Origin of the sequence: Microbacterium sp. BLY (genome assembly GCF_017939615.1) — a bacterium.
Lineage (GTDB): Bacteria > Actinomycetota > Actinomycetes > Actinomycetales > Microbacteriaceae > Microbacterium.
Map to the genome: position 1 here is coordinate 245,820 of NZ_JAGKSR010000002.1, position 24,787 is coordinate 270,606.

Genomic DNA, 24,787 nt, shown 5'->3' on the forward strand with positions numbered 1-24,787 from the left:
CCGCACCCACAGCACAGCACATGAAGGAGACGCACATGCGACGTACACGGACACTGGCCGGATTCGGGATCGCCACGGTGGCGCTGCTCGCGCTCACGGCCTGCAACAGCGGCACGCCGTCGAACCCCGGAGGTGGGGGTGACGGCGATGGGGGCGAAGACAGCACTTGGTTCGAGGTGGCCTCGGACGTGCAGCTCGAAGGCAGCCCGACGTTCGATGCCATCGAGGAGCGCGGCAAGGTCGTCGTCGGTGTCAAGGAGGACCAGCCCGGCCTCGGCTACCTCGACGTGACCACGAACGAGCGCACCGGCTTCGACGTCGACATCGCGCGCTGGATCGCGGCCTCCCTCGGCTATGACGAGGACAAGATCGAGTTCAAGCCGATCGCCTCCGCGAACCGCGAGCAGGCGATCGTGAACGGCGACATCGACTACTACGTCGGCACCTATTCGATCAACGACAAGCGCAAGGAGCAGATCGACTTCGCCGGGCCGTACTTCATCACGGGGCAGGGCCTCCTCGTCGCCGCCGATGCGGAGGACGCGGATGCGCTCGAGGACTTCAACGGCAAGACCGTCTGCTCGGCGACCGGTTCCACCCCGATCCAGAACATCAAGGCGAACTTCCCCGACATCAAGACGCAGGAATACGACCTGTACTCCGCGTGCGTGCAGGACCTGATCGACGGCAAAGTCGACGCCGTCACCACTGACCAGGCCATCCTGATCGGTTACGCGGCGCAGTACCCGGACGACGTGAAGGTCACCGGCGGTCTCTTCACGGAGGAGCGCTACGGAGTCGGCCTGGCCAAGGGCGATGACGTCTTCCGCGCGCACATCAACGAGCTCTTCACCGACGGTGGCGACATCTGGCAGGCGATCTTCGACAAGAACCTCGGCTCCAGCGGCATCGAGGTCGAGCAGCCCGAGGTCGACGCGTACTGATCCGATGGGGCGGCCCTCCTCCAAGGGCCGCCCCACAGCTTGAACCGAGAAGGGGAGGGTGGCGTGGACGTCATCTTCGGGAACCTCGACCTGTGGGGCGAGGCGATCAGCAACACGCTGCTCGTCTTCTTCGCGGGCGGCATCATCGCCCTGGTCCTGGGAATCATCGTCGGCGCGATGCGCGTCTCGCCCGTGCCGATCGCGCGTGGCGTCGGCACGGTGTACGTCAACATCGTGCGCAACACGCCACTGACACTGGTCTTCTTCTTCTTCGTGTTCGGGTACCCCCAGCTCGGTCTGCCCGAGCTGTCGAACACCGTGCTGGGCATTCTCGCGATCGGCATCTACACGGCCACCTATGTGGCCGAGGTGCTGCGCGCCGGTATCAACACCGTCCCCGTCGGGCAGGCGGAGGCCGCACGGGCCATCGGCCTCCCGTTCGGGCAGGTGATGACGCTCGTCATCCTGCCGCAGGCCTTCCGCTCGGTCGTCCCGCCCATGATGAGTGTCTTCATCGCGTTGCTGAAGAACACCACGGTGGCCGCCGGCTTCTCGATCGCGGAGCTCGCGGCCCTGCGCTCGACGGTCAACGACTCGGCCGATCGCCCGGGCAACCCGATGGAGGTCCTGCTCTGGGTCGCGGTGGTCTTCGTCGCCCTTGTCATGCTGATGAGCTGGGGTCAGCGGTATCTCGAGAACCGATGGAGGATCGCCCGATGAGCTCCGTACTGTACGACGTCCCGGGCCCTCGTGCCATCGCGCGCAACCGGATCATCGCTGTCGTGACCATCCTCGTGGTGCTGGCAGCCTTCGGCTTCGTGATCTATCGGATGATCGAAACGGGGCAGTTCTCCCCGCAGAAGTGGTACGTCTTCACCTTCACCAACGTCTGGGCAGGCATCGCGCGTGCTCTCGTGAACACCCTGGCGGCCTTCGCGCTGGCCGCGGTCCTCAGCCTCATCCTCGGTTTCGTCCTCGCGATCGGGCGGTTGTCTGACCACGCGTGGGTCCGCGTCCCCGTCACGATCATCACGGAGCTGTTCCGCGCCGTGCCGGTCCTCGTCTTCATGATGCTGCTCTACTACGGGCTCCCCGTGGTGGGTGTGAAGATGGACCCTTACTGGGCGGTCGTCCTCGCCCTCATGGCGTATAACGGCTCCGTGCTCGCCGAGGTGCTCCGTGCCGGCGTCGAGTCGCTGCCGCGCGGGCAGAAGGAAGCGGGCTACGCGATCGGACTGCGCAAGAGCGGCGTGATGCGCCTCATCCTGCTGCCGCAGGCCATTCGCGCGATGCTCCCTGTGATCGTCGCCCAGCTCGTGGTCACGATGAAGGACACCGCCCTCGGCTTCATCATCACGTACCCCGAGTTGCTCTACTTCGCGAAGCAGCTGACCTCGCAGCAGGGGCGCCCGATCCTGCAGTCCGCCTTCGTCATCGGCGGCATCTACATCATCATGTGCCTCATCCTTTCCGGCATCGCACGTTGGGTGGAGGTGCGCACGCGCCGCTCGGCGAAGGTTCTTGCTGGCGGCACCGTCGATCCTGAGCTCGATCCTCGACTTCACGAGGGCGGTACCGACACGCAGCTGCTCACGCTTCAGAAGGGTGACAGCCGGTCGCGACGCTCCAAGCGCGAGTGAGTATCGGCGCGGGACGCCCGTCCCGCGCCGGTAGACTCGACTCCCGTGTCAGAGTCTCCGGAAATCACCCCCGAAGCGGTCGAAGCCGCTGTCGCCGACGCCCTTGCGGCGATCGATGCGGCCGCCGACACCGCCGCGCTGAAAGCCGCCCGTGCGGCGCACGTCGCGGAGGGATCGCCGCTCGCGGTCCTGAACGCCTCGATGCGCCAGGTCGCCCCCGAGAACAAGGCCGCTTTCGGCAAGCTCGTCGGTCAGGGCCGCGGTCGTGTGAACCAGGCGCTCGCGGCGAAGGAGGCCGAGCTGGCCGCCGCCGAGGTCGCCGCGCGCCTGGAGGCTGAGCGCGTCGACATCACTGCCGTCCCGTGGCGGACGCGCGTGGGCGCCCGCCACCCGCTGGCCCTCCTGCAGGACCACGTCGAGGACATTTTCGTCGGCATGGGCTGGGAGATCGCGGAGGGGCCGGAGCTCGAGCACGAGTGGTTCAACTTCGACGCCCTGAACTTCGACGTCGATCACCCCGCCCGGCAGGAGCAGGACACCTTCTACGTCGACCCGACCTCGCGGCACCTCGTCATGCGCACGCACACGAGCCCGGTGCAGGTGCGGTCGATGCTGAACCGCGAGGTCCCCATCTATGTGCTGTGCCCCGGCCGCGTGTACCGCACCGACGAGTTCGACGCCACGCACCTCCCGGTCTTCACGCAGTTCGAGGGCCTGGTGGTCGACAAGGGCATCACGATGGCGCACCTCAAGGGGACGCTCGACCACTTCGCGAAGCAGCTCTTCGGCCCGGAGGCCAAGACCCGTTTCCGCACGAACTACTTCCCCTTCACCGAGCCTTCCGCCGAGCTCGATCTGTGGCACCCGACCTTCAAGGGCGGCGCGCGCTGGATCGAGTGGGGCGGCTGCGGCATGGTCAACCCGAACGTGCTGCGCGCGGCCGGGATCGACCCGGAGGTGTACAGCGGCTTCGCGTTCGGCATGGGCATCGAGCGGGGCCTGATGTTCCGCAGCGATGTGCAGGACATGCGCGACATGGCCGAGGGCGATGTCCGTTTCAGTGAGCAGTTCGGGATGGTGGTGTGATGCGCGTCCCGCTTTCGTGGTTGCGTGAGTACGTCGATCTGGCAGCGGATGCCATGCCCGAGGACGTCCTCGCGGCCCTAGTGACCGTCGGATTCGAAGAGGAGGACGTGCACCGGTTCGACATCACGGGTCCCGTGGTGGTCGGCCAGGTCGTCTCGCTCGAGCCGGAGCCCCAGTCGAACGGCAAGACCATCAACTGGTGCCAGGTGGACGTCGGGCCCGAACACGGCGGCGTCCGCGGCATCGTGTGCGGCGCGCACAACTTCGGCGTCGGCGACAAGGTCGTCGTGACCCTGCCCGGCGCCGTCCTCCCCGGCCCGTTCCCGATCGCCGCCCGCAAGACCTACGGCCACGTGTCCGACGGCATGATCGCCTCGGCGCGCGAGCTGGGGCTCGGCGACGAGCACAACGGCATCGTCGTGCTGTCCGACCTCGGCATCGATGCGCCGGTGGGCACCGACGCGATCGCCCTCCTCGGCCTCGACGACGTCGCGGTGGAGATCAACGTGACGCCGGACCGGGGCTACGCCTTCTCGGTGCGCGGGGTCGCCCGTGAGTACTCCCACGCCACGGGGGCGGCGTTCCGCGACCCGGCCGAGCGTGACTTCGCCGAGCTGCAGCCCGGCTCCGGACACACCGCCGTGGTGGACGACCAGGCGCCGGTGCGCGGCCAGGTCGGCGCGAGCGAGTTCGTCACCCGGGTCGTGCGGGACGTCGACCCGTCGCGACCCACCCCGCCGTGGATGATCGCGCGACTGAGTCTCGCCGGCATGCGTTCCCTGGGTGTCCTCATCGACATCACGAACTACGTCATGCTCGAGCTCGGACAGCCGCTGCACGGCTACGACCTCGACAAGCTCACGGGCGGCATCACCGTCCGCCGCGCGACGCCGGGGGAGAAGATGACCACGCTCGACGGCGTCGAGCGGAAGCTGCACGTCGAAGACCTCCTCATCACCGACGACTCCGGTCCGATCGGCCTCGCGGGGGTCATGGGCGGCGGCACCACCGAGATGAGCGACACCACGCGGAACGTGCTCATCGAGGCGGCGACCTTCGACGCCACGACCATCGCCCGCACGGCCCGCCGGCACAAGCTCCCGAGCGAGGCGTCCAAGCGCTTCGAGCGGGGCGTCGACCCGCTGATCCCCTTCGTCGCGGCCCGGCGCGCAGCCGACCTCATGGTCGAGCTCGCCGGCGGCACGCTCACGGAGGAGGGCGGCGCGCTCTTCGCCGAGGTGTTCGTCGCCGAGATCGAGCTCCCGCGCGGCTTCGTCCAGGGGCTGATCGGCGTCGACTACACCGACGACGAGATCGTGGGCGCGTTGACGACGATCGGGGCGGAGGTCAGCCCTTCGACAAGCTCAGGGACCCAGGCCGAAGGCGAAGGGACCCAGGCCGAAGGCGAAGGGACCCAGGCAGAGGCCGGGTGGATCGTCATCCCGCCCACGTGGCGTCCCGACCTCACCGACAAGTGGACGCTCGCCGAGGAGGTCGCCCGCATCCATGGGCTCGACCGCATCCCCTCGGTGCTGCCGACGCCGCCGTCCGGTCGCGGCCTCACGGCCCACCAGCAGGGACGTCGCCGCGTGGCGAACGCCCTCGCGGCCGCCGGCTTCGTCGAGACCCCGGCATTCCCGTTCACGACCGAGGCGCAGAACGATCTGCACGGCTCCGCGTCCGGTGAGCACCTGCCCAGCATCCGCCTCGCGAACCCGCTCGACGGGCAGGTGCCGTTCCTGCGGCGCTCGCTCATCCCCGGTCTGCTGCAGACCGCGCATCGCAACATCTCGCGCGGGCTCACCGACTTGGCCCTGTTCGAGACCGGCGCCGTGTTCGTCCCGGGGCCGGGCGTGGAGTACGGCACCGCCGAGGTTCCGCCCCTCGGCGTCCGGCCGTCGGACGAGGTGCTCGCGGAGCTCGACGCGTCGATCCCGCCGCAGGAGCGCCATGTCGCGGTGCTGCTGACCGGGAACGTGTCCCCGCGTCAGCCGGGACGTGCTGCCGAGCCCGCCGGGCTTGTCGAGGCGCTCGATGCGGTGCGCGTGATCGGGGCCGCCGCGGGCATCGAGATCGATGTCGTGCAGACGCAGCGCGCCGCGTTGCACCCCGGACGCACCGGAGCGCTCGTCGTCGGCGGCGAGGAGGTCGGCTACGTCGGCGAGCTGCATCCCGCCGTCGCCGAGGAGGCCGATCTGCCGGCTCGTGCCACCGTGCTGGAGCTGGACCTCGACCGGCTGCTCACGCTCGCCGGGGGACGCATCGTGGCGGCATCGCTCTCCACGTTCCCGGCCGCGACGCAGGACGTCTCGCTCACCCTCCCGGCCGAGGTGCCGGCAGGCGACGTCCGCGCGGCTCTCGTCGAGGGCGCCGGCGCGCTGCTGGAGTCCGTCCGGCTCGTGGACGACTACCGCGGCGAGGGGGTGCCCGAGGGATCGAAGTCGCTGACGTTCGCCCTGCGCTTCCGCGCCGACGACCGCACGCTCACCGCCGCGGAGGCCTCCGAGGCGAAGATGGCGGGCGTCGCGGTGGCCGCCGAACGCTTCGGCGCCGCGCTCCGCGACTGATCCTGATGCCGCGCGGCATCATGCGTTCGCGCGGCATCAGGCGACAGCAGTGCCGGTGGCCTGTACTCGCGTGATGACCTGTGTTCGCGTGGGGGGCTTCGTTCGCGTGACGCCTGTACTCGCGTGACGGCCTGACCTGCCGCTCCGCTCTGAGCGGAGCCGCTTCCCTCGCGCCCGCGATCCTGCTGACATGGGCACATGACGGATGTGCTGATCCTCGGGGGAACCGGATGGCTGTCGGGGCGCATCGCCGCGCATGCGCTCAGGGCGGGGGCGACCGTGACCTGCCTGGCCCGCGGGGGACGCCCGGCGCCGCCGGGAGCGACCCTCGTGCTGGCGGACCGAGAGGAGGAGGCTGCCTACGACGTCGTGTCCCGGACGGACTGGGACCACGTGGTCGACGTCTCCTCCCGCGCCGATCACGTGTCCGCGGCCGTCCGTGCGCTCGGCGATCGCGCCGCCCGGTGGACGTACATCTCATCGATGTCGGTGTACCGCGACGACGAGACGGTCGGGACCGACGAGTCGGCCCCGCGGCATCCGGCGGCGCGGGCCGGTGAGGGCGACGACTACGCGCGTGAGAAGGTCGCGGCGGAGGACGCCGTGCAGGATGGTCTCGGCGACCGCGCGCTCATCGTCCGTCCCGGCCTCATCGTCGGCGACGGCGACCCCAGCGATCGCTTCGGATACTGGGCGGCGGCGTTCCTCCGGGCCCTGGACGAGCCGGTGCTGCTCCCGCCCCTGGACGGGCGCACGGCACAGGTCATCGACGTCGAGGACGTCGCCGCCTTCGTCGTGTCCGCCCGCGTCACCGGCGCCGTGAACGCGATCGGCGACGTGCACGCGCTGGAGGACGTGCTCCGGACCGTCCGCGCGGCAACGGGGCATACCGGCCCGGTGGTCGTGGGCACGGAGGAGCGTCTCGTCGCGGAGGGCGTCGCGTATTGGGCGGGACCGCGGTCGCTGCCGCTGTGGCTGCCGCCGGAGATGCGTGGATTCATGACGCGCTCCAATGTGCGGTACCGGAGCAGCGGCGGCACGCTCCGCCCTCTCGATGACACGGTGGAGCGCGTCGTGGCGGACGAGCGCGAGCGGGGCGTGGACCGGGAGCGCCGCGCCGGACTCACGCGGACGGAGGAGCGGGCGCTGCTCGACGCCCTCGCTCGCTAGACTGCGAGGCAGTGACACGGGGTGCCGCATCCGCGGCTGAGATCACACCCGTCGAACCTGATCTAGTTCGTACTAGCGAAGGGATGTCGCCGATGAGCGATCCTGTGCGTCCGCAATCCGTCCTCGACCTCGCCGCCACGGCGGGAAGGCTGCGGGAGGAGGTCCGGGCCTCTCCGCCGTTGACGCACTGCATCACGAACGCCGTCGTGACGGGCTTCACCGCGAACGTCCTCCTCGCGCTCGGCGCCGCCCCGGCCATGGTCGACATCGTCGGTGAGGCCGAGGCCTTCGCGGGTGCCGCCTCCGGGGTGCTGATCAACCTCGGGACGCCGACCCCGGAGCAGCGGGAGGCCGGCCGGGAGGCTGTGGCCGGAGCGCTCGCCGCCGGCACGCCGTGGGTGCTCGACCCCGTCGCGATCGGCACCCTCCCGGTGCGGACGGCGCTCGCGCACGAGCTGGCCGCGCTGCGCCCCACCGCCATCCGCGGCAACGCGTCCGAGATCCTCGCGCTGGCCGGACGCACCGCCGGCGGCCGCGGGGTCGACGCGACGGACGGGACGGAGGCGGCCGCGGATGCGGCCCGCGAGCTCGCGGGCCGTCACGGGGCCGTGGTCGCGGTCTCCGGTCCGGTCGACCTCCTCACCGACGGCTCGCGGGTGATCCGCATCGCCAACGGGCATGAGCTGCTCACGCGGGTCACGGGCGGAGGCTGCGCGCTCGGTGCGGTCATGGCGGCGTTCCTCGGGGCGGCGCGCGGCACGGCGACGGACGCCCTCACCGCGGTGGCCGCGGCGGCGCTCGTCTACACGGTCGCGGCGGAACAGGCAGCGGAGGTCTCCCGCGGGCCCGGGAGTTTCGCCGTCGCCCTGCTGGACGCGATGTCCGCCGTGACCCCGGCGGACATCGCCGCCCGCGCCCGCGTCGAGGAGGGAACGCGATGAGCGCCGATCTGTCTCTGTACCTCGTCACCGATCGCACGCTGTGCGGCGCCCGCGGGGTGGTCGAGACAGTCCGCGAGGCCGTGGCGGGCGGGGTCCGCATCGTGCAGCTGCGCGACAAGCAGGCGACGGATGAGGAGACCGTCGAGCAGCTCCTCGCCCTGTCCGAAGCCATCGGCGGCCGTGCCCTTCTCGTCGTCAACGATCGCCTCGAGGCCGCGGTCGAAGCCCGCCGTCGTGGTGCGCGGGTGGACGGCGTGCATCTCGGGCAGGCCGATGCGTCGGTCCTCCGCGCTCGCGACCTCCTCGGACCGGAGGCGCTGATCGGCCTGACGGCGAACACTCCGGCCCACCTCGATGCGGTGGCCGCCTTGCCGCCGGGGACCGTCGACTACCTCGGCGTCGGCGTCATCCGTCCCACGAGCACGAAGCCCGACCATCCGGCGCCGCTCGGTGTCGACGGCTTCGCGGCATTCGTCGCGGACAGCCCGCTCCCGTGCGTCGCGATCGGCGGCGTCGGCGTGGACGATGTCGAGACCTTGCGAGATGCCGGAGCCGCGGGGGTGGCTGTGGTGTCCGCGCTGTGCGCGGCGGACGACCCCCGGACCGCGGCTGCCGCCTTCCGCCGCCGGTGGCTCGCCCGAAGGGTGCCCCACGTCCTCAGCATCGCGGGCAGTGATCCCTCCGGGGGTGCGGGCATCCAGGCCGATCTCAAGGCCATCGCCGCGAACGGGGGCTACGGGATGGCGGCGCTCACGTCGCTCACCGCGCAGAACACGCAGGGCGTCCGGGCCGTGCACGTGCCTCCCGTGGAGTTCCTGCGGGCACAGCTCGATGCGATCGCCGACGACATCCGGATCGACGCCGTGAAGATCGGGATGCTGGCGGACGTCGAGGTGATCCGCACGGTGGCCGAGTGGCTGGTCGCGAACGAGCCCCCGATCGTGGTCCTCGACCCGGTCATGATCGCCACCTCCGGGGATCGGCTCCTCCATGCCGACGCGGAGCGCGAGCTGCGGGAACTGCTGCCCTTGGCGACCGTCGTCACCCCGAACCTCGCCGAACTCGCCGTCCTCGCCGGACGTGCGGTGCGCGACTGGACCGATGCGCTCGACGCGGCGCAGGAGCTGTCGACGGCGACCGGCGCCGCCGTGCTCGTGAAGGGCGGGCATCTGCCGGGGGAGGAGTCGCCGGACGCCCTCGTCGACGCGGTCGCGGAGTCGCGGACGGTGTTTCCCGGGGCTCGCATCCGGACGGCGCACACGCACGGCACGGGCTGCTCGCTGTCCTCCGCGCTCGCGACCCGCCTGGGCCGAGGAGAGGAGCCGGAGGACGCCGTGGCTTCCGCGCGCGCCTGGCTGCGGGAGTCCCTGCGCGCGGCGGACGCGCTGCCCGTGGGCGGCGGACACGGTCCGGTCCATCACTTCGCGGGACTGTGGGACCGGGGCGGCGTCGAGACCCGTCCCACGGCCGAGGAGGTGGCGGATGCCTGGTGGGACGACATCGCCGGGCTCCGTGCCGACATCGACGCGCTGCCCTTCATCCGCGACCTCGCCGGGGGCACCCTCGACCGCGCGGCCTTCGTGTTCTACCTCGCGCAGGACGCCCTGTACCTCCGCGAGTACTCCCGGGTGCTCGCGGAGGCCTCGCGCCTCGCTCCCACCCCGGCGGAGCAGGCGTTCTGGGCTGATGCCGCACAGGGGGCGATCCGCGGAGAGCTGGAGCTGCACGCGTCCTGGCTGACACCGGAGACGGGGGTGAGCGGCGCGACGTTCGCCACCGAGCCCGCCCCGGCGACGGTCGCCTACCTCGACCATCTGCGGGCGGTGGCGTTCGGCGGGGACTACGCCGCGCTGATCGCGGCTGTGCTGCCGTGCTTCTGGCTCTACACGGATCTGGGGGCGCGGCTCCACGCCGGGGGATTCGGCGCGGAGCCGCTCGACCCGCAGCACCCGTACGCCTCATGGCTGGCGACATACGCGGATCCCGCTTTCGCGGAGGCGACACGGCAGGCGGTCGCGCACGTCACCTCGGCCGCGGCGCTCGCCGACGAGGGCACCCGGGAGCGGATGCGCCGTGCCTTCGTCACGTCGAGTGCGCACGAGCGCGCGTTCTTCGCCGCACCGCAGGAAGGCGCTCTCGTGTGACGGCCCCGATTTGCGGTGCCGGTGACGCCCGCGCTATCGTCACCGCATGCCTTCGGTCGCCACCGCTCCTTCGACGCTCGTCCCGAGCGTCATCGCCGTGCGCCGACGTCGCGGCCGCCGATTCTAGGCGACCCCGCCCTTCTGCCTGCGTGCCCGCGGCGGTCGAGTGCCGGTGTCGCCGCCTCCGGCCCCGCCCCCGGTCCCGCGATCGTCGAGGACCCGACCGTTAAGGTAGAAGCATGACGTATTCCGTCGCCGTCTCCGGCGCCTCCGGCTACGCAGGCGGCGAGATCCTCCGCCTCCTGGCCGCCCACCCCGACGTCGAGATCCGCACCGTCACGGCGCACTCGAACGCCGGACAGCCCCTCGTCGCCCACCAGCCGCACCTCCGCTCGCTTGCGCACCTCACTCTGCAGGACACCACTCCCGAGATCCTGGCCGGACACGACATCGTGTTCCTCGCCCTCCCGCACGGTCAGTCCGGGCAGTACACCGACGCGCTCGGCGACACTCCGCTCGTGATCGACGCGGGAGCCGACCACCGGCTCACCTCGTCCGCCGCCTGGGACGCCTTCTACGGCGGGACGTTCCACGAGCCGTGGACGTACGGTGTGCCCGAGCTCCCGGTCGCCGGTGGCAAGCAGCGCGACGTCTTGCGCGGGGCGACCCGCATCGCCGCCCCCGGTTGCAACGCCTCGACCGTGAGCCTGAGCCTCGCCCCCGGCGTCGCCGCCGGCGTCATCGATCCGGGCGACATCGTCTCCGTGCTGGCGGTCGGCCCCTCCGGGGCGGGCAAGAGCCTGAAGACCAACCTCCTCGCCAGCGAGATCCTCGGCTCCGCCAACCCGTACGCGGTCGGCGGCACGCACCGGCACATCCCGGAGATCCGGCAGGCGCTCGCGGCCGTTCGCCCTTCGACAGGCTCAGGGGCCCAGGACATCCGGATCTCGTTCACGCCGGTGCTGGTGCCGATGTCGCGCGGCATCCTGGCGACCTCCACGGCGCCGATCGTCGAGGGAGTGACGGACGCCGAGATCCGCCAGGCGTGGGAGAGGGCCTACGGCGACGAGACCTTCGTGCAGCTGCTGCCGGAGGGGACCTTCCCGCGCACCGCCGACGTGCTCGGGGCCAACACGGCCCTCATCGGTCTCGCGATCGATCGCGCCGCGAACCGCGTGACCGTGGTCACCGCGGTCGACAACCTCGTCAAGGGCACCGCCGGAGCTGCCGTCCAGTCCATGAACATCGCGTTGGGTCTTCCCGAGGCCCGCGCCCTCTCAGTGAACGGAGTCGCCCCGTGAGCGTCACCGCCCCCGCAGGATTCGAGGCGGCGGGCGTCGCCGCCGGACTCAAGTCCACCGGCAAGCCCGATGTCGCCGTCGTCGTCAACCGCGGTCCCCGCAAGGTCGGCGCCGCCGTCTTCACGAGCAACCGTGCCAAGGCGAACCCCATCATCTGGTCGCAGCAGGCCGTCGCGGACCGGGTGGTGGAGGCCATCGTCCTCAACTCCGGCGGAGCGAACTGCTTCACGGGCAGCTTCGGGTTCCAGACCACTCATCAGACCGCGGAGAAGGCGGCCGAGCTGCTCGGCATCAGTGCGGGCGATGTGCTGGTCTGCTCCACCGGGCTCATCGGGACCGGCGACGAGGTCTTCCGCGAGAGGGTCCTCTCCGGTACCGCGCAGGCGATCGCCGCGCTCAGCGCGGAGGGCGGGGAGAGCGCTGCCCACGCCATCATGACCACGGACACGGTCGCGAAGACCGCGGTCGTGACCCGCGACGGCTGGACGATCGGCGGGATGGCCAAGGGCGCCGGCATGCTCGCACCCGGCCTGGCGACGATGCTCGTGGTGCTCACCACCGACGCGGTACTCGAGCCGCTGCAGGCCGACGCGGCCCTGCGCCGGGCGACGGGTCGCACGTTCGACCGCCTCGACTCCGACGGCTGCATGTCGACCAACGACCAGGTCACCCTGCTCGCCAACGGCGCCTCGGAGGTCGTCCCCGATCTCGACGACTTCGCCGAAGCGCTCACCGCGCTCTGCCAGGAGCTCGCCGTGAAGCTGCAGGGCGACGCGGAGGGGGCCAGCCACGACATCACCATCGAGGTGCAGCACGCCGTCTCCGAGCAGGACGCCGTCGAGGTCGGCCGCTCCGTCGCCCGCAACAACCTGTTCAAGGCCGCCATCTTCGGCAACGACCCGAACTGGGGTCGCGTCCTGGCGGCGATCGGCACGACGGCGGCGCAGTTCGATCCGTATGACGTCGACGTGTGGATGAACGGGGTGCGCGTCTGCAGCGCCGGTGGCCCCGACCGCCCGCGGGAGGAGGTCGATCTGACGCCGCGCGCCACGCATCTGCTCATCGACCTCAAGGTCGGGGAGGCCACCGCCACGGTGCTCACCAACGACCTCACCCACGACTACGTGCACGAGAACAGCGCCTACGCCTCATGACCGACATCCAGGACACCACGCCGGACATCGCCGCGCAGAAGGCGACGACGCTCATCGAGTCGCTGCCGTGGCTGAAGAAGTTCCGCGACCAGATCGTCGTCGTCAAGTACGGCGGGAACGCCATGGTCTCGGATGAGCTGCAGGAGGCCTTCGCCCAGGACATCGCGTACCTCCGCTACGTCGGCGTGCAGCCGGTCGTCGTGCACGGCGGCGGACCGCAGATCTCCGACATGCTGCAGCGACTGGAGATCCCCAGCGAGTTCAAGGGCGGATACCGGGTCACCAACACCGAGGCCATCGGCGTCGTGCGGATGGTGCTCACGGGACAGGTGAACCCGCAGCTCGTGTCGAAGATCAACTCGCACGGGCCGATCGCCACCGGACTCAGCGGGGAGGACGCCGGACTCTTCGGCGGCCGCCGCCGCGGCGTCGTGATCGACGGCGAGGAGGTGGACCTCGGGCGTGTGGGCGACGTCGTCGAGGTCGACCCGTCGCCGGTGCTCGACCACCTCGCGGCCGGACGGATCCCCGTCGTGTCGAGCATCGCGCCCGACCTCGACCACCCGGGTCAGTCGCTCAACGTCAACGCCGACGCCGCCGCGGCCGCCCTGGCCGTGGCCCTCGGGGCGCGCAAGCTCGTCATCCTCACCGACGTGCCCGGTCTGTACGCCGACTGGCCCAACCGGGACTCGCTCGTGTCGCACCTCACCTCGGACACGCTCATCGAGATGCTGCCGCGCCTGGAGTCGGGCATGATCCCGAAGATGCGCGCCTGTCTCGACGCGGTCGAGGGCGGGGTCGACGCAGCCGCGATCATCGACGGACGGGTGCCGCACTCGGTGCTCGTCGAACTGTTCACCAGCAAGGGAATCGGGACCGAAGTGGTCCTGGCGGAGAAAGGGGCGACGGCATGACCGTCTGGCAGGACGACGCGGCACGTGATCTCGTGCTCAACGCGGGGGAGCGGCTCGCGCTGCTGACTCGCGGTGAGGGCTCGTACCTGTGGGACGCCGATGACCGACGCTACCTCGACTTTCTCGCCGGGATCGCGGTGACCTCGTTGGGACACGCGCATCCGGTGTTCGTGGACGCGGTCTCGCGCCAGGCCGCCACCCTGGCGCACGTCTCCAACTACTTCGCGACGCCGCCCCAGCTCGCGCTCGCCGCGCGGCTGAAGCGTCTGGCCGGCGCCGGCCTCGACGGTCGCGTGTTCTTCTCGAACTCCGGCGCCGAGGCGAACGAGGCGGCGTTCAAGCTCGCCCGGCTGCACGGCGGGGCGGAGCGTCCGCGCATCCTCGCCCTGGAGAACGGCTTCCACGGCCGCACCATGGGTTCGCTCGCGCTGACGGCCAAGGAATCGATGCGCGCACCGTTCGCCCCGATGCCAGCGGGCGTGGAGCACATCCCGGCGACGGTCGAGGCCCTCGAGGCGGCGATGGACGACCGGGTGGCCGGCCTCATCGTCGAGCCCATCCAGGGGGAGGCCGGGGTGGTCGAGCTGCCCGCGGGCTATCTCGCCGCGGCGCGCTCGCTGACCCTCGCGCACGGAGCCCTGCTCATCGTGGACGAGATCCAGACCGGCGCGGGCCGCACGGGCGCCTGGTTCGGTTTCAGCCATGAGGGCATCACCCCGGACGCGATCACGCTCGCCAAGGGCATCGGCGGCGGGTTCCCGATCGGCGCGCTCGTCACCTATGGCGCCGCGAGCGAACTGTTCACGCCGGGCTCCCACGGGTCCACGTTCGGCGGGAACCCGCTCGCGACGGCTGTGGCGGACGCGGTGCTGGCGGAGATCGAGCGGGCCGACCTCGTCGAGAACGCCGCTCGTCGCGGGGAAGAGCTGCGCGACATCATCCTCGGCATCGACTCCCCGCTGGTCGCGGGCGTCCGGGGGCGCGGACTCCTCGTCGGCGTCGCCCTCACCCAGCCCGTGGCGGGTGCGGTGGTCGCCGCCGCGCAGGACCGCGGGCTCATCGTGAACGCCGCCAACCCCGAGACCGTGCGCGTCGCGCCGGCGCTCACCATCGGCGACGCGGAGCTGGCGGAGTTCCGCGAGCTGTTCACCGCCGCCCTCTCCGACGTCCATGCCTCCTCCACCGGAAAGGTCCCCGCATGACCCGCCACCTGCTGCGCGACGACGATCTGACGCCCGCCGAGCAGGCGGAGATCCTCGATCTCGCCCTCGACCTGAAGAAGGATCGCTGGGCTGACAAGAGCCTCGCGGGCCCGCAGACCGTCGCCGTGATCTTCGACAAGTCGTCCACCCGCACCCGCGTCTCGTTCGCGGTGGGCATCGCCGACCTCGGCGGCACCCCGCTCATCATCTCCACCGCGAGCAGCCAGCTCGGTGGGAAGGAGACGCCGTCCGACACGGCCCGCGTCCTCGAGCGTCAGGTGGCGGCGATCGTCTGGCGCACGTACGCCCAGTCGGGTCTGGAGGAGATGGCCGCCGGCACGCGGGTCCCCGTGATCAACGCGCTGTCCGATGACTTCCACCCGTGCCAGCTCCTCGCCGATCTGCTCACGATCCGCGAGCACAAGGGCGACCTGAAGGGCTTGACGCTGACGTTCTTCGGCGACGGCCAGAGCAACATGGCCCACTCCTATGCGCTCGCGGGCGTCACGGCGGGCATGCACGTGCGCATCGCCTCGCCGGAGGACTACGCGCCGCGGGCCGATGTCATCGAGGCGGCCGACCGTCGCGCCGGGGAGACCGGGGGGTCGATCACGCTCTTCACCGACCCGGTCGAGGCGGCCGCGGGTGCCGATGTCGTCGTGACCGACACCTGGGTGTCGATGGGCAAGGAAGAGGAGAAGCTCGCGCGGATCCGCGATCTCGGGGGCTACAAGGTCACGCCCGAGACCATGGAGCTCGCGCACGACGACGCGATCTTCATCCACTGCCTGCCCGCCGACCGCGGCTATGAGGTCGACTCCGCCGTCATCGACGGTCCGCAGAGCGTCGTGTGGGACGAGGCGGAGAACCGCCTGCACGCGCAGAAGGCGCTGCTGGTCTGGCTCCTCGGGAAGAAGGACGCGTGATGGCCGGCGCGCACGAAGGCACCAACGAGGGCGCGCTCTGGGGCGCGCGGTTCGCCACCGGACCGTCGCCGGAGCTCGTCGAGCTGAGCCGGTCGACGCACTTCGACTGGATCCTGGCGCCGTACGACATCGCGGGCTCCCACGCGCACGCCACGGCGCTGGCCGCCGCCGGCTACCTGGAGCAGGAGGAGGCCGCCCGCATGCACGAGGGCCTCGACGCCGTCGCGCGCAAGGTCGCCGACGGCACCCTGCAGCCGCTGCCCACCGACGAGGACGTGCACGGTGCCCTCGAGCAGGCGCTGATCGCCGAGCTCGGTCCGGAGCTGGGCGGACGCCTCCGCGCCGGCCGCAGCCGGAACGACCAGATCGCCACCCTCGTGCGGATGTACCTGATCGATCACGCCCGGGTGATCGCCCGCGACCTGCTCCGCGTGATCGACGCGCTCGTGGCGCAGGCGGAAGCGCACCCCGACGCGATCCTTCCCGGCCGCACGCACCTGCAGCACGCGCAGCCGGTGCTGCTCGCCCATCACCTCCAGGCCCACGCCTGGCCGCTGGTGCGCGAGCTCGAACGCCTCGTCGACTGGCGCCGTCGCGCCGGCGTCTCGCCGTACGGCGGGGGAGCGCTCGCGGGATCGACCCTGGGTCTCGACCCCGCGCTCGTCGCGACGGAGCTCGGCCTCGACCGGCCGGCGGAGAATTCGCTCGACGGGACGGCCGCGCGGGATGTCGTGGCGGAGTTCGCGTTCATCGCGGCGATGACGGGCGTCGACCTCTCGCGTCTGTCCGAGGAGATCATCCTCTGGAACACGCGCGAGTTCGGTTTCGTCACGCTCGACGACGGCTACTCCACGGGTTCCAGCATCATGCCGCAGAAGAAGAACCCGGACATCGCCGAGCTCGCGCGCGGCAAGTCGGGGCGTCTCATCGGCAACCTGTCGGGCCTGCTGGCGACCCTCAAGGGCCTTCCCCTCGCGTACAACCGCGATCTCCAGGAGGACAAGGAGCCGGTGTTCGACTCGGTGCAGACGCTCGAGGTCGTGCTGCCGGCATTCGCCGGGATGATCGCGACGCTGCGTTTCCACACGGATCGCATGGCCGAGCTCGCTCCGCAGGGATTCTCCCTGGCGACGGATGTCGCCGAGTGGCTGGTGAAGCGGCGCGTGCCGTTCCGCGATGCCCATGAGATCTCCGGCGCGCTCGTGCGCGCCTGTGAGGAGCAGGGGATCGGGCTGGAGGGCGCGTCCGACGAGCTGCTGCTGTCCGTGTCCCCGCACCTGGTCCCGGAGGTCCGTGAGGTCCTCACGATCGAGGGATCGGTCGCGTCCCGGACAGGCGCCGGCGGCACGGCTCCGGAACGGGTCGCCGAGCAGCGCGCCGAGCTCGTCGCCCGTGCCCAGGCGGCCGCACACGCGCTCGGTCTGTAGCCGTGGGGCGGCCGGCCCGGGCGTGCGACCTCAGTGCAGGTCGCTGTCGGCGGCCGACCGCTCCCATCGGAGGAAGCGCACGGTGAGACCGGCGCGGGTGGGGGCGGCCAGGAAGGGCCCGGCGGAGACGGTCGCGTCGCCGTCGAAGGGGGCGACCCTGACCAGGCGCCAGGGGCCGTCGTCCGCACGGGCGCGCACGATCATCGCGTCCGCCCAGCGGCTGACCCGGACCGTGATCTCGCTGTCGCGCCAGTCGTCGACGTAGCCGACCGACCAGTCGGAGCGGCCGGCGGTCACGACCGCGCCCAGGCCGAGGTGCCCGTCGGCGAACTCCACCCCGGCTTTGATCCAGTGCTCGTCGTCCGCGCGGACGAAGAGTCCCGCCTGGTCGAACTGCCCCTCCCACGGCGCGCGGAAGGCCACCTCGATGGCCTCGCCGACCGCGAGTGGCGCGAGCAGCGCGTGCTCGGTGTCGTGGACGAAGCCGTAGGCGGTGTGGCGCCAGGCGTCGCTGCCCTCGACGGCGGTGACGTCGAGGTGCCCGTCGATGCGGGTCGTGGCGGGCGCGTGGGTCCACGTGCCGTCGGTCCAGGGGATAATGCGTGAATCAGGCATATTTCCTATCTATAGCCATAAAAGGCATAACTCGCGAATATTCATGTTACGGTTATCCCATGGTCATCGCCGTGATCGCCGACATCGTGGGTTCCCGAGAGCTCGGAGACCGGAGCGCCGCGCAGCACGCCCTGGACGACACCATCGCCCGGGTCGAGCGCGATCGCCCGCTCGCGGTCCAGCCGCTCACGCCCACGGTAGGGGACGAGCAGCAGGGCGTCTACCGGGAGCTTCCCGACGCGCTCCTCTCGCTCCTCATGGTCCAGCTCCGGCTCCCCGAGGGGCTCGCCTTCCGCTTCGGCATCGGGATCGGCGAGGTCCGTCCCGTGCCGTCCGTGCACGGCGAGCTCGCCGACGGCCCCGGCTGGTACGCGGCCCGCGCGGCGATCGAGACCGTGCATGCGCGGGAACAGCGCGCCGTGCCGAGGACCCGCACGTGGATTGTCGGAGCCCCGGGTCAGGATGAGGTCATGGAGACCGTGATCGCCGCGTCTAACGCCTACGTGCTCGCGCGCGACGAGCTCGTCGGGGCGATGAGCGAACGCGAGCGCCACCTCACGTACGGGCGGCTGATCGGCCGGTCCCAGCAGGAGCTCGCTGCCGAGGAGGGCATCTCGCAGCCCAGCGTGTCGAAGTCGTTGCGCAGCGCGGGGGCGGCCGCTCTCCTCGAGGGCATCGCCGTGCTCCGCGGGGAGACCGCATGATCCTCGCCGGCTTCCTCCTCCTCGCGGTCGGCGCGACCGACCTCGTGCGGCAGTTCGTGCCGCGACGATGGATCGGTTACGTGGTGGCGGCGGCCGTCATCATGCTCCTCGGCATCGGCGGCGATGCGCTGCTGCCGGCTCTCCTCGGCATCGGTGCCGGCGCGCTCTGGGCGTGGAGCATGCCGGACGACGGTCCGTCGCGCGCGGGATTCTGGCCCGCGGTGGTGCTCGCCGCTCTCAGCGTCGGTGCGGTGATGGCGAGCGGGGCGAGGGACACCGCCGGTCTCGTCGGTGAGCTCTGGGTGCTGCGATCGCCCTTCGGCGAGGTGCCGTTCGATCTCGTCGTCCTCGCCCTCGGCGCCGGCGTCTTCCTGCTCGAATCCGCCAACCTCGTCGTGCGCGCGGCGCTCGACGGCGAGCACACCTGGCGTCCCGTCGACGCCGCCGCCGCCCCTGCGGCGGTCGCCCCGGTCGTCGAGCCCGTCCCCGAGACTCCCGTCGCCGCCGGCCCCGGAGCGGTCGACACCGCCGTCTCCGGAGGCGTCGTCGCCGATCCGCGACAGGGCTTCCAGGGTGGCCGCCTCATCGGGCCGCTGGAGCGCGTGCTCGTGATGCTCCTCACCCTGGCCGCGGCGTACCCCGTGCTGGCGGCGATGCTCGCCGCGAAAGGCATCGTCCGCTTCCCCGAGATCTCCCGGGACGGGGAGACCGGAGCGCGGGCCGAGTACTTCCTCGTCGGCAGCCTGGTCAGCTGGGTGATCGGTCTCGGTGCGGCGTTCCTGGTGTGGTGGGCGGCGCACAGCTGACCTCGTCGAGGTGGCGGCGGTACCAGTCCAGCTTCTCCGCGAGCCGCTGCTGCTGGGCGAGCACCTCCGCCAGCTGCCGCTCCACGGATTCGGCATGCTCCTCGAGCAGCGCGATCCGCTCGGGGATCGTCTCGTCGCTCCGGCACAGCTGTCCGTAGCGCCGGAGCCGCTCGACCGGCATCCCGGTCTCGCGGAGGCACTTGAGGAACTCCAGGAGGTCGAGTTCGGCGTCGCCGTAGGCGCGGCGTCCGCCGGCGGTGCGAGGGACCGCCGGGAGGATGCCCTCCCGTTCGTAGTAGCGCAGCGTGTCGATCGTGAATCCGGACCGCGCCGCGGCCTCGGCCGGGGTGTAGATGGTCATGCCGTGATCCTAAAGCTTGACCTGGAGTGCGCTCCAGGTTGAAGAGTGTGAGCATGACACAGAACAGCCCCGCTTCCCCCCTCGTCCTCGGTGCCATGTCGTTCGGCACGCTCGTGGACGAGGACACCTCCTTCGCCCTCCTCGACCGGTTCGTCGAGCGCGGGGGGACCTGGATCGACACCGCCGACTGCTACAGCTTCTGGACCAGCGACACCGGCCGCGGCGGCGACTCCGAACGCGTGATCGGCCGCTGGCTCGCGGCGCGGCCCGAGATGCGCGGACGGGTGCGCCTGTCGACGAAGGTCGGTGCCGAGCCGCTCTGGCCCGGGTCATGGCCGGCGTACCGGGCAGGCCTCTCGCCCCGAGCCATCCGTCAGGCGTTCGAGGGCAGCCGAGAGCGTCTCGGCGTGGAGACCGTCGACCTCCTGTGGCTGCACCAGGAGGACCGCACCGTCCCGATCGAGCACACGGTCGACGCGCTCGCCGCGCTCACGGCGCAGGGCGAGGTCCTCCGGGTGGGCGCGTCGAACCATCCGGCCTGGCGGGTCGAGAGGGCGCGCGCCCATGCCGCATCGATCGGCAGCGTCCCGCTCGACGTGCTCCAGCTGAACAGCACCTACCTCCGTGTGCGCCCCGGCACGCGTCCTCCCGGCGTCGAGCATCCGTTCGGCGTGCTCAGCGACGAGCAGCGCGACTTCGCGGTGACGAACGGTCTTGAGCTCTGGGCCTACACGCCGCTGCTGACCGGTGCCTACGACAACCCGGCCAAGGCGATTCCGGAGGTGTACACGCACCCCGGGACGGACCGGCGTCTCGCCGTCCTCACACGGATCGCGCAGGCGCGCGGCACCCAGCGCGGCCAGATCGTCCTGGCATGGCTCCTGGCCCACGGCGTCCGGCCGATCCTGGGCGGGAGCACGCTCGCACAGCTCGACTCCGCGCTGGATGCCGCAGCGATCGACCTCACGGCCGACGAGCTGACGGAACTCGACGGGCCCGCGTGAGACGGGGAGGGGCGCGGCGCGCTGCTAGCCTGGAGCGCGTGTCAACTCCCGCTCTGACGACCGCGCCGCAGGCGATCGATCCCACGTTCGAGAACGTGTGGGACGAGATCGTGTGGCGTGGCCTCGTCCACGTGTCCACCGACCAGGAGGCGCTGCGCGCCCTTCTCGCGGGAGACCCGATCACGTATTACTGCGGCTTCGACCCCACGGCGCCCAGCCTGCATCTCGGGCACCTCGTGCAGCTGCTCCTGCTCCGCCGTCTCCAGCTCGCCGGACACAAGCCGATCGGGCTCGTCGGCGGTTCCACGGGCCTCATCGGCGACCCGCGGCCGACGGCCGAGCGCACGCTGAACACGCGCGAGACGGTGGCGGAGTGGGTCGACAGGCTCCGGGCACAGGTCGAGCGGTACCTCAGCTTCGAGGGCGAGAACGCCGCGCAGATGGTGAACAACCTGGACTGGACGGCGCCGCTCTCCGCCATCGACTTCCTGCGCGAGATCGGCAAGCACTACCGCGTCGGCACGATGCTGAAGAAGGACGCGGTGGCGGCGCGGCTGAACTCCGATGCGGGAATCAGCTACACCGAGTTCAGCTACCAGATCCTCCAGGGTCTCGACTTCCTCGAGCTCTACCGTCAGTACGACTGCGTGCTGCAGACGGGCGGCTCCGACCAGTGGGGCAACCTGACCAGCGGGACGGATCTCATCCACCGCGTCGAGGGCGCGTCGGTGCACGCGATCGGCACACCGCTGATCACGAACAGTGACGGCACGAAGTTCGGCAAGAGCGAGGGCAACGCGATCTGGATCGATGCGGACCTCACCAGCCCGTACGCGTTCTACCAGTTCTGGCTGAGCACGGCGGATGCCGACGTGATCGAGCGCCTCAAGGTGTTCACGTTCCTGACCAAGGCCGAGATCGAGGAATACGCGGAGCTCGTCGCGACGGAGCCGTTCCGCCGCGCCGCCCAGAAGCGCCTCGCGCTCGAGGTCGTCGCGACGGTGCATGGCGTCGAGGCGACCGCGGCCGTGATCGCTGCGTCCGAGGCGCTGTTCGGCCAGGGCGACCTGACCGCTCTCGACGCGGCGACGCTGCGCTCGGCGCTCGACGAGCTGCCGAACGCGACGGTCGCCGCCGGTACTCCCGTCGTCGACGCCCTCGTCGCGACCGGTCTGGTGTCGAGCCTCTCAGAGGCCCGTCGTGCGATCGCGCAGGGCGGGGTCTCCCTCGACGGCGAGCGCGTGGAGGACGACTCCGCGACCGTGCAGGGCACCTTGCCCGGTGGGGTCTCGGTGCTGCGTCGCGGCAAGAAGACGCTCGCGGGCGTCTTCCTCGCCTGACCCGGAGCGCGAATGCCGTTCACGCCGAGCCATGCGATCGTCGCGCTGCCTTTCGTGCGCACGCCGCTCGTCCCGGCGCCGATCGCGATCGGCGCGATGACTCCCGACATCTCGCTGTTCCTGCGTAACGTCGGGCTGAACTACGGGTTCCTGCATGATCCGGTCAACATCGTGTGGACGACGCTGCTCGCCCTCGGACTGTTCCTGATCTGGCGGGTGCTGTTGCGTCCGGCCGCCCCGGAGCTCGTCCCCGCCTGGGTGGCGGAGCGACTTCCCGACGGTTGGCGCGTCGGGGGTCTCCGCGCGGCGACCGAGGCACTGCGTCGAGATGATCGCGCGCGGTACCGGGCGGTCCGGCCGCTGTATCCATTCCTGCTCCTGCTGTCGGCGATGCTCGGGGTGCTGTCGCACATCCTGTGGGACGCCTTCACCCATGAGTCGCGGTGGGGAGTGGATCTGCTTCCGGCGCTCGGGAGCGCCTGGGGTCCGTTCGACGGCTACAAGTGGCTGCAGTACGGATCCAGCGCGCTCGGCCTGCTCGGCCTCGCGATCTGGGCGGCGCTCTGGCTGCGCCGCGCGACGCCGCGGACGAATCCGGCGCGGGTCCTGCCCGGCGCGGTGCGGATCCTCTGGTGGATCTCGCTGCCGGTGATCCTCCTCGCTGCCTGGGTGGTCGGCCTCGTCGCCTTCGGACCGCTGTCGCCGGAGTTCACGGTGGCGCACCTCGCGTACCGCGTGCTCCCTCCCGCGTGTGCGGTGTGGGGCGCGATCACCCTCGTCCTCTGCGTCGCGCTCACCGTGCGGCGGCCGCGCGACGCGGACTGACGCGGCACCGCCTGCCGGCGCTCGCGCCCGGTGGATGCGGGGCACTCACCAGCGCGGGTCGTCCGCTCCCCACGGATGGGGCGGGGCGAAGGTCAGGCCGGGGAGCGCCGAAGCCGCCGTCACGATCGGTGTTCCCGCGACGTCGAACCGTGCGAGGTGGGCGGATGCGTCGCCGTCGGCCACCGGATCGGCGTTCGCTGACCGAGGCATGCCGAGCAGCTCTGCCGCGATCCGGCGGAGCGAAGTCCGCACGATGCGGGATCGTCCGTCGCGTTCCCTGAGCAGGTGCGTGAGGGCGGCAGCCAGGAGATACCCGCTGCTGTGGTCGAGCGCTTGGGCGGGCAACGCGCCCGGCCGGCCGTCGTTCCCTTCGATCAGCGCGATGCCGCTCTCCGCCTGCACGAGGCTGTCGAAGCCGGCGCGATCGGGCTGATCCGTGCCCCAGGCGCTGAGCTCGGCGACGAGGAGGCCGGGATGGCGCGCGGCGAGGTCGGCGGGGGACAGGCCCATGCGGTCCAGCGCAGCGGGGCGGTACCCGAGCACGATCACGTCCGCGTCCTCGAGGAGCGCATGTATCGCGGGGCCGCGGGCGTCGAGGAGAGCCGTGCGCTTCCCATGACCGGTGTCGAGGTGCTGCCAGGGGAGCTCCGGAAGATGAGGGGGATCGAGGCGGAGCACGTCCGCGCCGAGGAGAGCGAGGGTCCTCGTGCACACCGGTCCCGCGATGACCCGGGTGAGATCGAGGACGCGGACGCCGGCGAGCGGAGCCGTCGCCGGCCCGTCCGCCCTGTCCCGGCTGGGATGACGGAAACGCGCAGAGTCTGCGCTTCCGACGGCGATGTCGAGGAGAGGGCTGCGTCGCCACGCTTCGTCCGTCGCCCGGTCCTCCGGACGGACGGGGACGGCGAGACCGCCGGCCGCGGAGATCCGCGAGACGGCCTCGTCTGTGCCCAACGCCGAGACCGCGCGGGCGATGCTCTCCGCAGCGGCGTCGCCGTCGATCCCCAGCGCCAGACGGAGGGCGCGGGCGTGGTGCGGGTAGTTGCCGTGCGTCCGGATCCACCCGTCGGCGCTCCGCCAGAAACCGGAGAGCGGTGCCCAGACCGGTGGGGGTTCGTCGTCCACCCGTAGGTACCGATCACTCCGGTACGCAGCGGCCACGCGGGAGGGGTCGACCAGGAGGGGGTCGAGGCCCGCGGCGAGAGTCACGGCTGCGACGCTGGCGAGGGCCAGCTCCCCGGTCGCCGTCCGGGAGGCGAGCGGCACTGACCCGATCCCACGGAGGGCGTCGCCGCGGGGGAGAGCCGCGGTGTCACCGCCGATCTCCCCCCACACGCGACGGAGGAGGTCGGTCGCGGCGGAGGACGGGTCGGAATCCATGGCGCGATGCTACTCCGGGCTCGATCGCCGACCGAAACACACGCTGACCCGGGCGAATCACGGTGAGCGAGTCGTGCGACACGCCCGGGGGTGTGCGCCCGATTTGCCAGACCCCCGGAATCCACGTAACTTATTACTTGTTCGCCCCACAGGGAAGCGGAGAAGCCCAGAGCTTCACCCCCCTCAAGCGGAGAACCACTCCCGATCCTCTCTCACTTGAGAGATCAGGCGCTTGCGTCTAGGATGGGAGATCCACCCCTTCTGCGGCTGTCACCGGCTGCGCAGCGGATCCAAGATCCGCGCGGCGCGCCGATTTGACAAGCGAGTCGGGATGGC

The 24,787-nt window shown here is 71.2% G+C and carries 22 protein-coding genes and 1 riboswitch; of the genes, 19 read left to right on the forward strand and 3 right to left on the reverse strand.

The window, feature by feature from the left end; translation table 11 throughout:
• Positions 1-35 precede the first annotated feature (35 nt).
• From KAF39_RS15725 to argH, 14 genes are all read left to right on the forward strand, one after another.
• Positions 36-944 carry a glutamate ABC transporter substrate-binding protein gene (locus KAF39_RS15725; RefSeq protein ID WP_210678443.1) on the forward strand — a complete coding sequence of 303 codons (909 nt, stop codon included), beginning with the start codon at positions 36-38 and terminating at the stop codon, positions 942-944.
• Positions 945-1,007: 63 nt separating this feature from the next.
• On the forward strand, positions 1,008-1,664 hold the full coding sequence (locus KAF39_RS15730; RefSeq protein WP_060922531.1) for an amino acid ABC transporter permease: 657 nt from the start codon (positions 1,008-1,010) through the stop codon (positions 1,662-1,664).
• Positions 1,661-2,584 (forward strand): amino acid ABC transporter permease, encoded by a 924-nt coding sequence (locus KAF39_RS15735; protein ID WP_144882557.1) that lies wholly within the window; start codon positions 1,661-1,663, stop codon positions 2,582-2,584. Before KAF39_RS15730 ends, KAF39_RS15735 begins: the two co-directional genes overlap by 4 nt.
• 45 nt (positions 2,585-2,629) lie before the next feature.
• Positions 2,630-3,670 (forward strand): phenylalanine--tRNA ligase subunit alpha, encoded by a 1,041-nt coding sequence (pheS, locus tag KAF39_RS15740; RefSeq protein ID WP_210678445.1) that lies wholly within the window; start codon positions 2,630-2,632, stop codon positions 3,668-3,670.
• Positions 3,670-6,237: a phenylalanine--tRNA ligase subunit beta gene (locus KAF39_RS15745; protein ID WP_210678447.1), complete on the forward strand. Its 2,568-nt coding sequence runs from the start codon at positions 3,670-3,672 to the stop codon at positions 6,235-6,237. The genes pheS and KAF39_RS15745 overlap by 1 nt, the downstream gene beginning before the upstream one ends.
• 198 nt (positions 6,238-6,435) lie before the next feature.
• Entirely contained in the window at positions 6,436-7,407 is a 972-nt protein-coding gene (locus KAF39_RS15750; protein WP_210678449.1) for an NAD-dependent epimerase/dehydratase family protein, read from the forward strand.
• 7 nt (positions 7,408-7,414) lie between these two features.
• Positions 7,415-7,508, forward strand: a riboswitch (TPP riboswitch).
• On the forward strand, positions 7,500-8,348 hold the full coding sequence (thiM, locus tag KAF39_RS15755) for a hydroxyethylthiazole kinase (RefSeq protein ID WP_210678451.1): 849 nt from the start codon (positions 7,500-7,502) through the stop codon (positions 8,346-8,348). (Overlaps the previous riboswitch by 9 nt.)
• The gene (locus tag KAF39_RS15760; RefSeq protein WP_210678453.1) at positions 8,345-10,492 is read left to right on the forward strand and encodes a bifunctional hydroxymethylpyrimidine kinase/phosphomethylpyrimidine kinase; all 2,148 of its coding nucleotides are present in this window, start codon (positions 8,345-8,347) and stop codon (positions 10,490-10,492) included. Before thiM ends, KAF39_RS15760 begins: the two co-directional genes overlap by 4 nt.
• Positions 10,493-10,731: 239 nt before the next feature.
• Complete coding sequence (argC, locus tag KAF39_RS15765; protein ID WP_210678455.1) at positions 10,732-11,793, forward strand: N-acetyl-gamma-glutamyl-phosphate reductase; 1,062 nt, start codon at positions 10,732-10,734, stop codon at positions 11,791-11,793.
• Positions 11,790-12,947 carry a bifunctional glutamate N-acetyltransferase/amino-acid acetyltransferase ArgJ gene (argJ, locus tag KAF39_RS15770; RefSeq protein ID WP_210678458.1) on the forward strand — a complete coding sequence of 386 codons (1,158 nt, stop codon included), beginning with the start codon at positions 11,790-11,792 and terminating at the stop codon, positions 12,945-12,947. The genes argC and argJ overlap by 4 nt, the downstream gene beginning before the upstream one ends.
• Entirely contained in the window at positions 12,944-13,861 is a 918-nt protein-coding gene (gene argB / locus KAF39_RS15775) for an acetylglutamate kinase (protein WP_210678460.1), read from the forward strand. Before argJ ends, argB begins: the two co-directional genes overlap by 4 nt.
• Positions 13,858-15,063 carry an acetylornithine transaminase gene (locus KAF39_RS15780; protein ID WP_210678462.1) on the forward strand — a complete coding sequence of 402 codons (1,206 nt, stop codon included), beginning with the start codon at positions 13,858-13,860 and terminating at the stop codon, positions 15,061-15,063. The genes argB and KAF39_RS15780 overlap by 4 nt, the downstream gene beginning before the upstream one ends.
• Positions 15,060-15,989 carry an ornithine carbamoyltransferase gene (gene argF / locus KAF39_RS15785; RefSeq protein WP_210678464.1) on the forward strand — a complete coding sequence of 310 codons (930 nt, stop codon included), beginning with the start codon at positions 15,060-15,062 and terminating at the stop codon, positions 15,987-15,989. The genes KAF39_RS15780 and argF overlap by 4 nt, the downstream gene beginning before the upstream one ends.
• On the forward strand, positions 15,989-17,416 hold the full coding sequence (gene argH, locus KAF39_RS15790) for an argininosuccinate lyase (protein WP_210678466.1): 1,428 nt from the start codon (positions 15,989-15,991) through the stop codon (positions 17,414-17,416). Before argF ends, argH begins: the two co-directional genes overlap by 1 nt.
• Positions 17,417-17,446: 30 nt before the next feature.
• Here the strand turns inward: argH and KAF39_RS15795 are convergent, their stop codons facing one another.
• Positions 17,447-18,031 carry a DUF1349 domain-containing protein gene (locus KAF39_RS15795; RefSeq protein WP_210678468.1) on the reverse strand — a complete coding sequence of 195 codons (585 nt, stop codon included), beginning with the start codon at positions 18,029-18,031 and terminating at the stop codon, positions 17,447-17,449.
• Positions 18,032-18,090: 59 nt separating this feature from the next.
• Between KAF39_RS15795 and KAF39_RS15800 the strand changes: the two genes are divergently transcribed.
• Both KAF39_RS15800 and KAF39_RS15805 read left to right on the forward strand, forming a co-directional pair.
• Positions 18,091-18,735: a SatD family protein gene (locus KAF39_RS15800; protein ID WP_210678470.1), complete on the forward strand. Its 645-nt coding sequence runs from the start codon at positions 18,091-18,093 to the stop codon at positions 18,733-18,735.
• Positions 18,732-19,541: a hypothetical protein gene (locus tag KAF39_RS15805; protein WP_210678472.1), complete on the forward strand. Its 810-nt coding sequence runs from the start codon at positions 18,732-18,734 to the stop codon at positions 19,539-19,541. The genes KAF39_RS15800 and KAF39_RS15805 overlap by 4 nt, the downstream gene beginning before the upstream one ends.
• Here KAF39_RS15805 and KAF39_RS15810 read toward each other — a convergent pair.
• Complete coding sequence (locus KAF39_RS15810) at positions 19,483-19,902, reverse strand: MerR family transcriptional regulator (protein WP_210678474.1); 420 nt, start codon at positions 19,900-19,902, stop codon at positions 19,483-19,485. The genes KAF39_RS15805 and KAF39_RS15810 overlap by 59 nt on opposite strands.
• A gap of 53 nt (positions 19,903-19,955) precedes the next feature.
• On the opposite strand from KAF39_RS15810, the gene KAF39_RS15815 reads away from it, so the two are divergent.
• The 3 genes from KAF39_RS15815 to KAF39_RS15825 are packed head-to-tail and all read left to right on the forward strand — an operon-like array spanning position 19,956 to position 23,071.
• On the forward strand, positions 19,956-20,906 hold the full coding sequence (locus KAF39_RS15815) for an aldo/keto reductase (RefSeq protein WP_210678476.1): 951 nt from the start codon (positions 19,956-19,958) through the stop codon (positions 20,904-20,906).
• A 38-nt stretch (positions 20,907-20,944) separates the two neighbouring features.
• Positions 20,945-22,246 (forward strand): tyrosine--tRNA ligase, encoded by a 1,302-nt coding sequence (gene tyrS / locus KAF39_RS15820; protein WP_210678478.1) that lies wholly within the window; start codon positions 20,945-20,947, stop codon positions 22,244-22,246.
• A 12-nt stretch (positions 22,247-22,258) separates the two neighbouring features.
• Positions 22,259-23,071 (forward strand): DUF4184 family protein, encoded by an 813-nt coding sequence (locus KAF39_RS15825; RefSeq protein ID WP_210678480.1) that lies wholly within the window; start codon positions 22,259-22,261, stop codon positions 23,069-23,071.
• 45 nt (positions 23,072-23,116) lie between these two features.
• Here KAF39_RS15825 and KAF39_RS15830 read toward each other — a convergent pair whose 3' ends face one another.
• Positions 23,117-24,451, reverse strand: a complete 1,335-nt coding sequence (locus KAF39_RS15830; RefSeq protein ID WP_246878785.1) for a CoA transferase — start codon at positions 24,449-24,451, stop codon at positions 23,117-23,119.
• Positions 24,452-24,787: the final 336 nt, after the last annotated feature.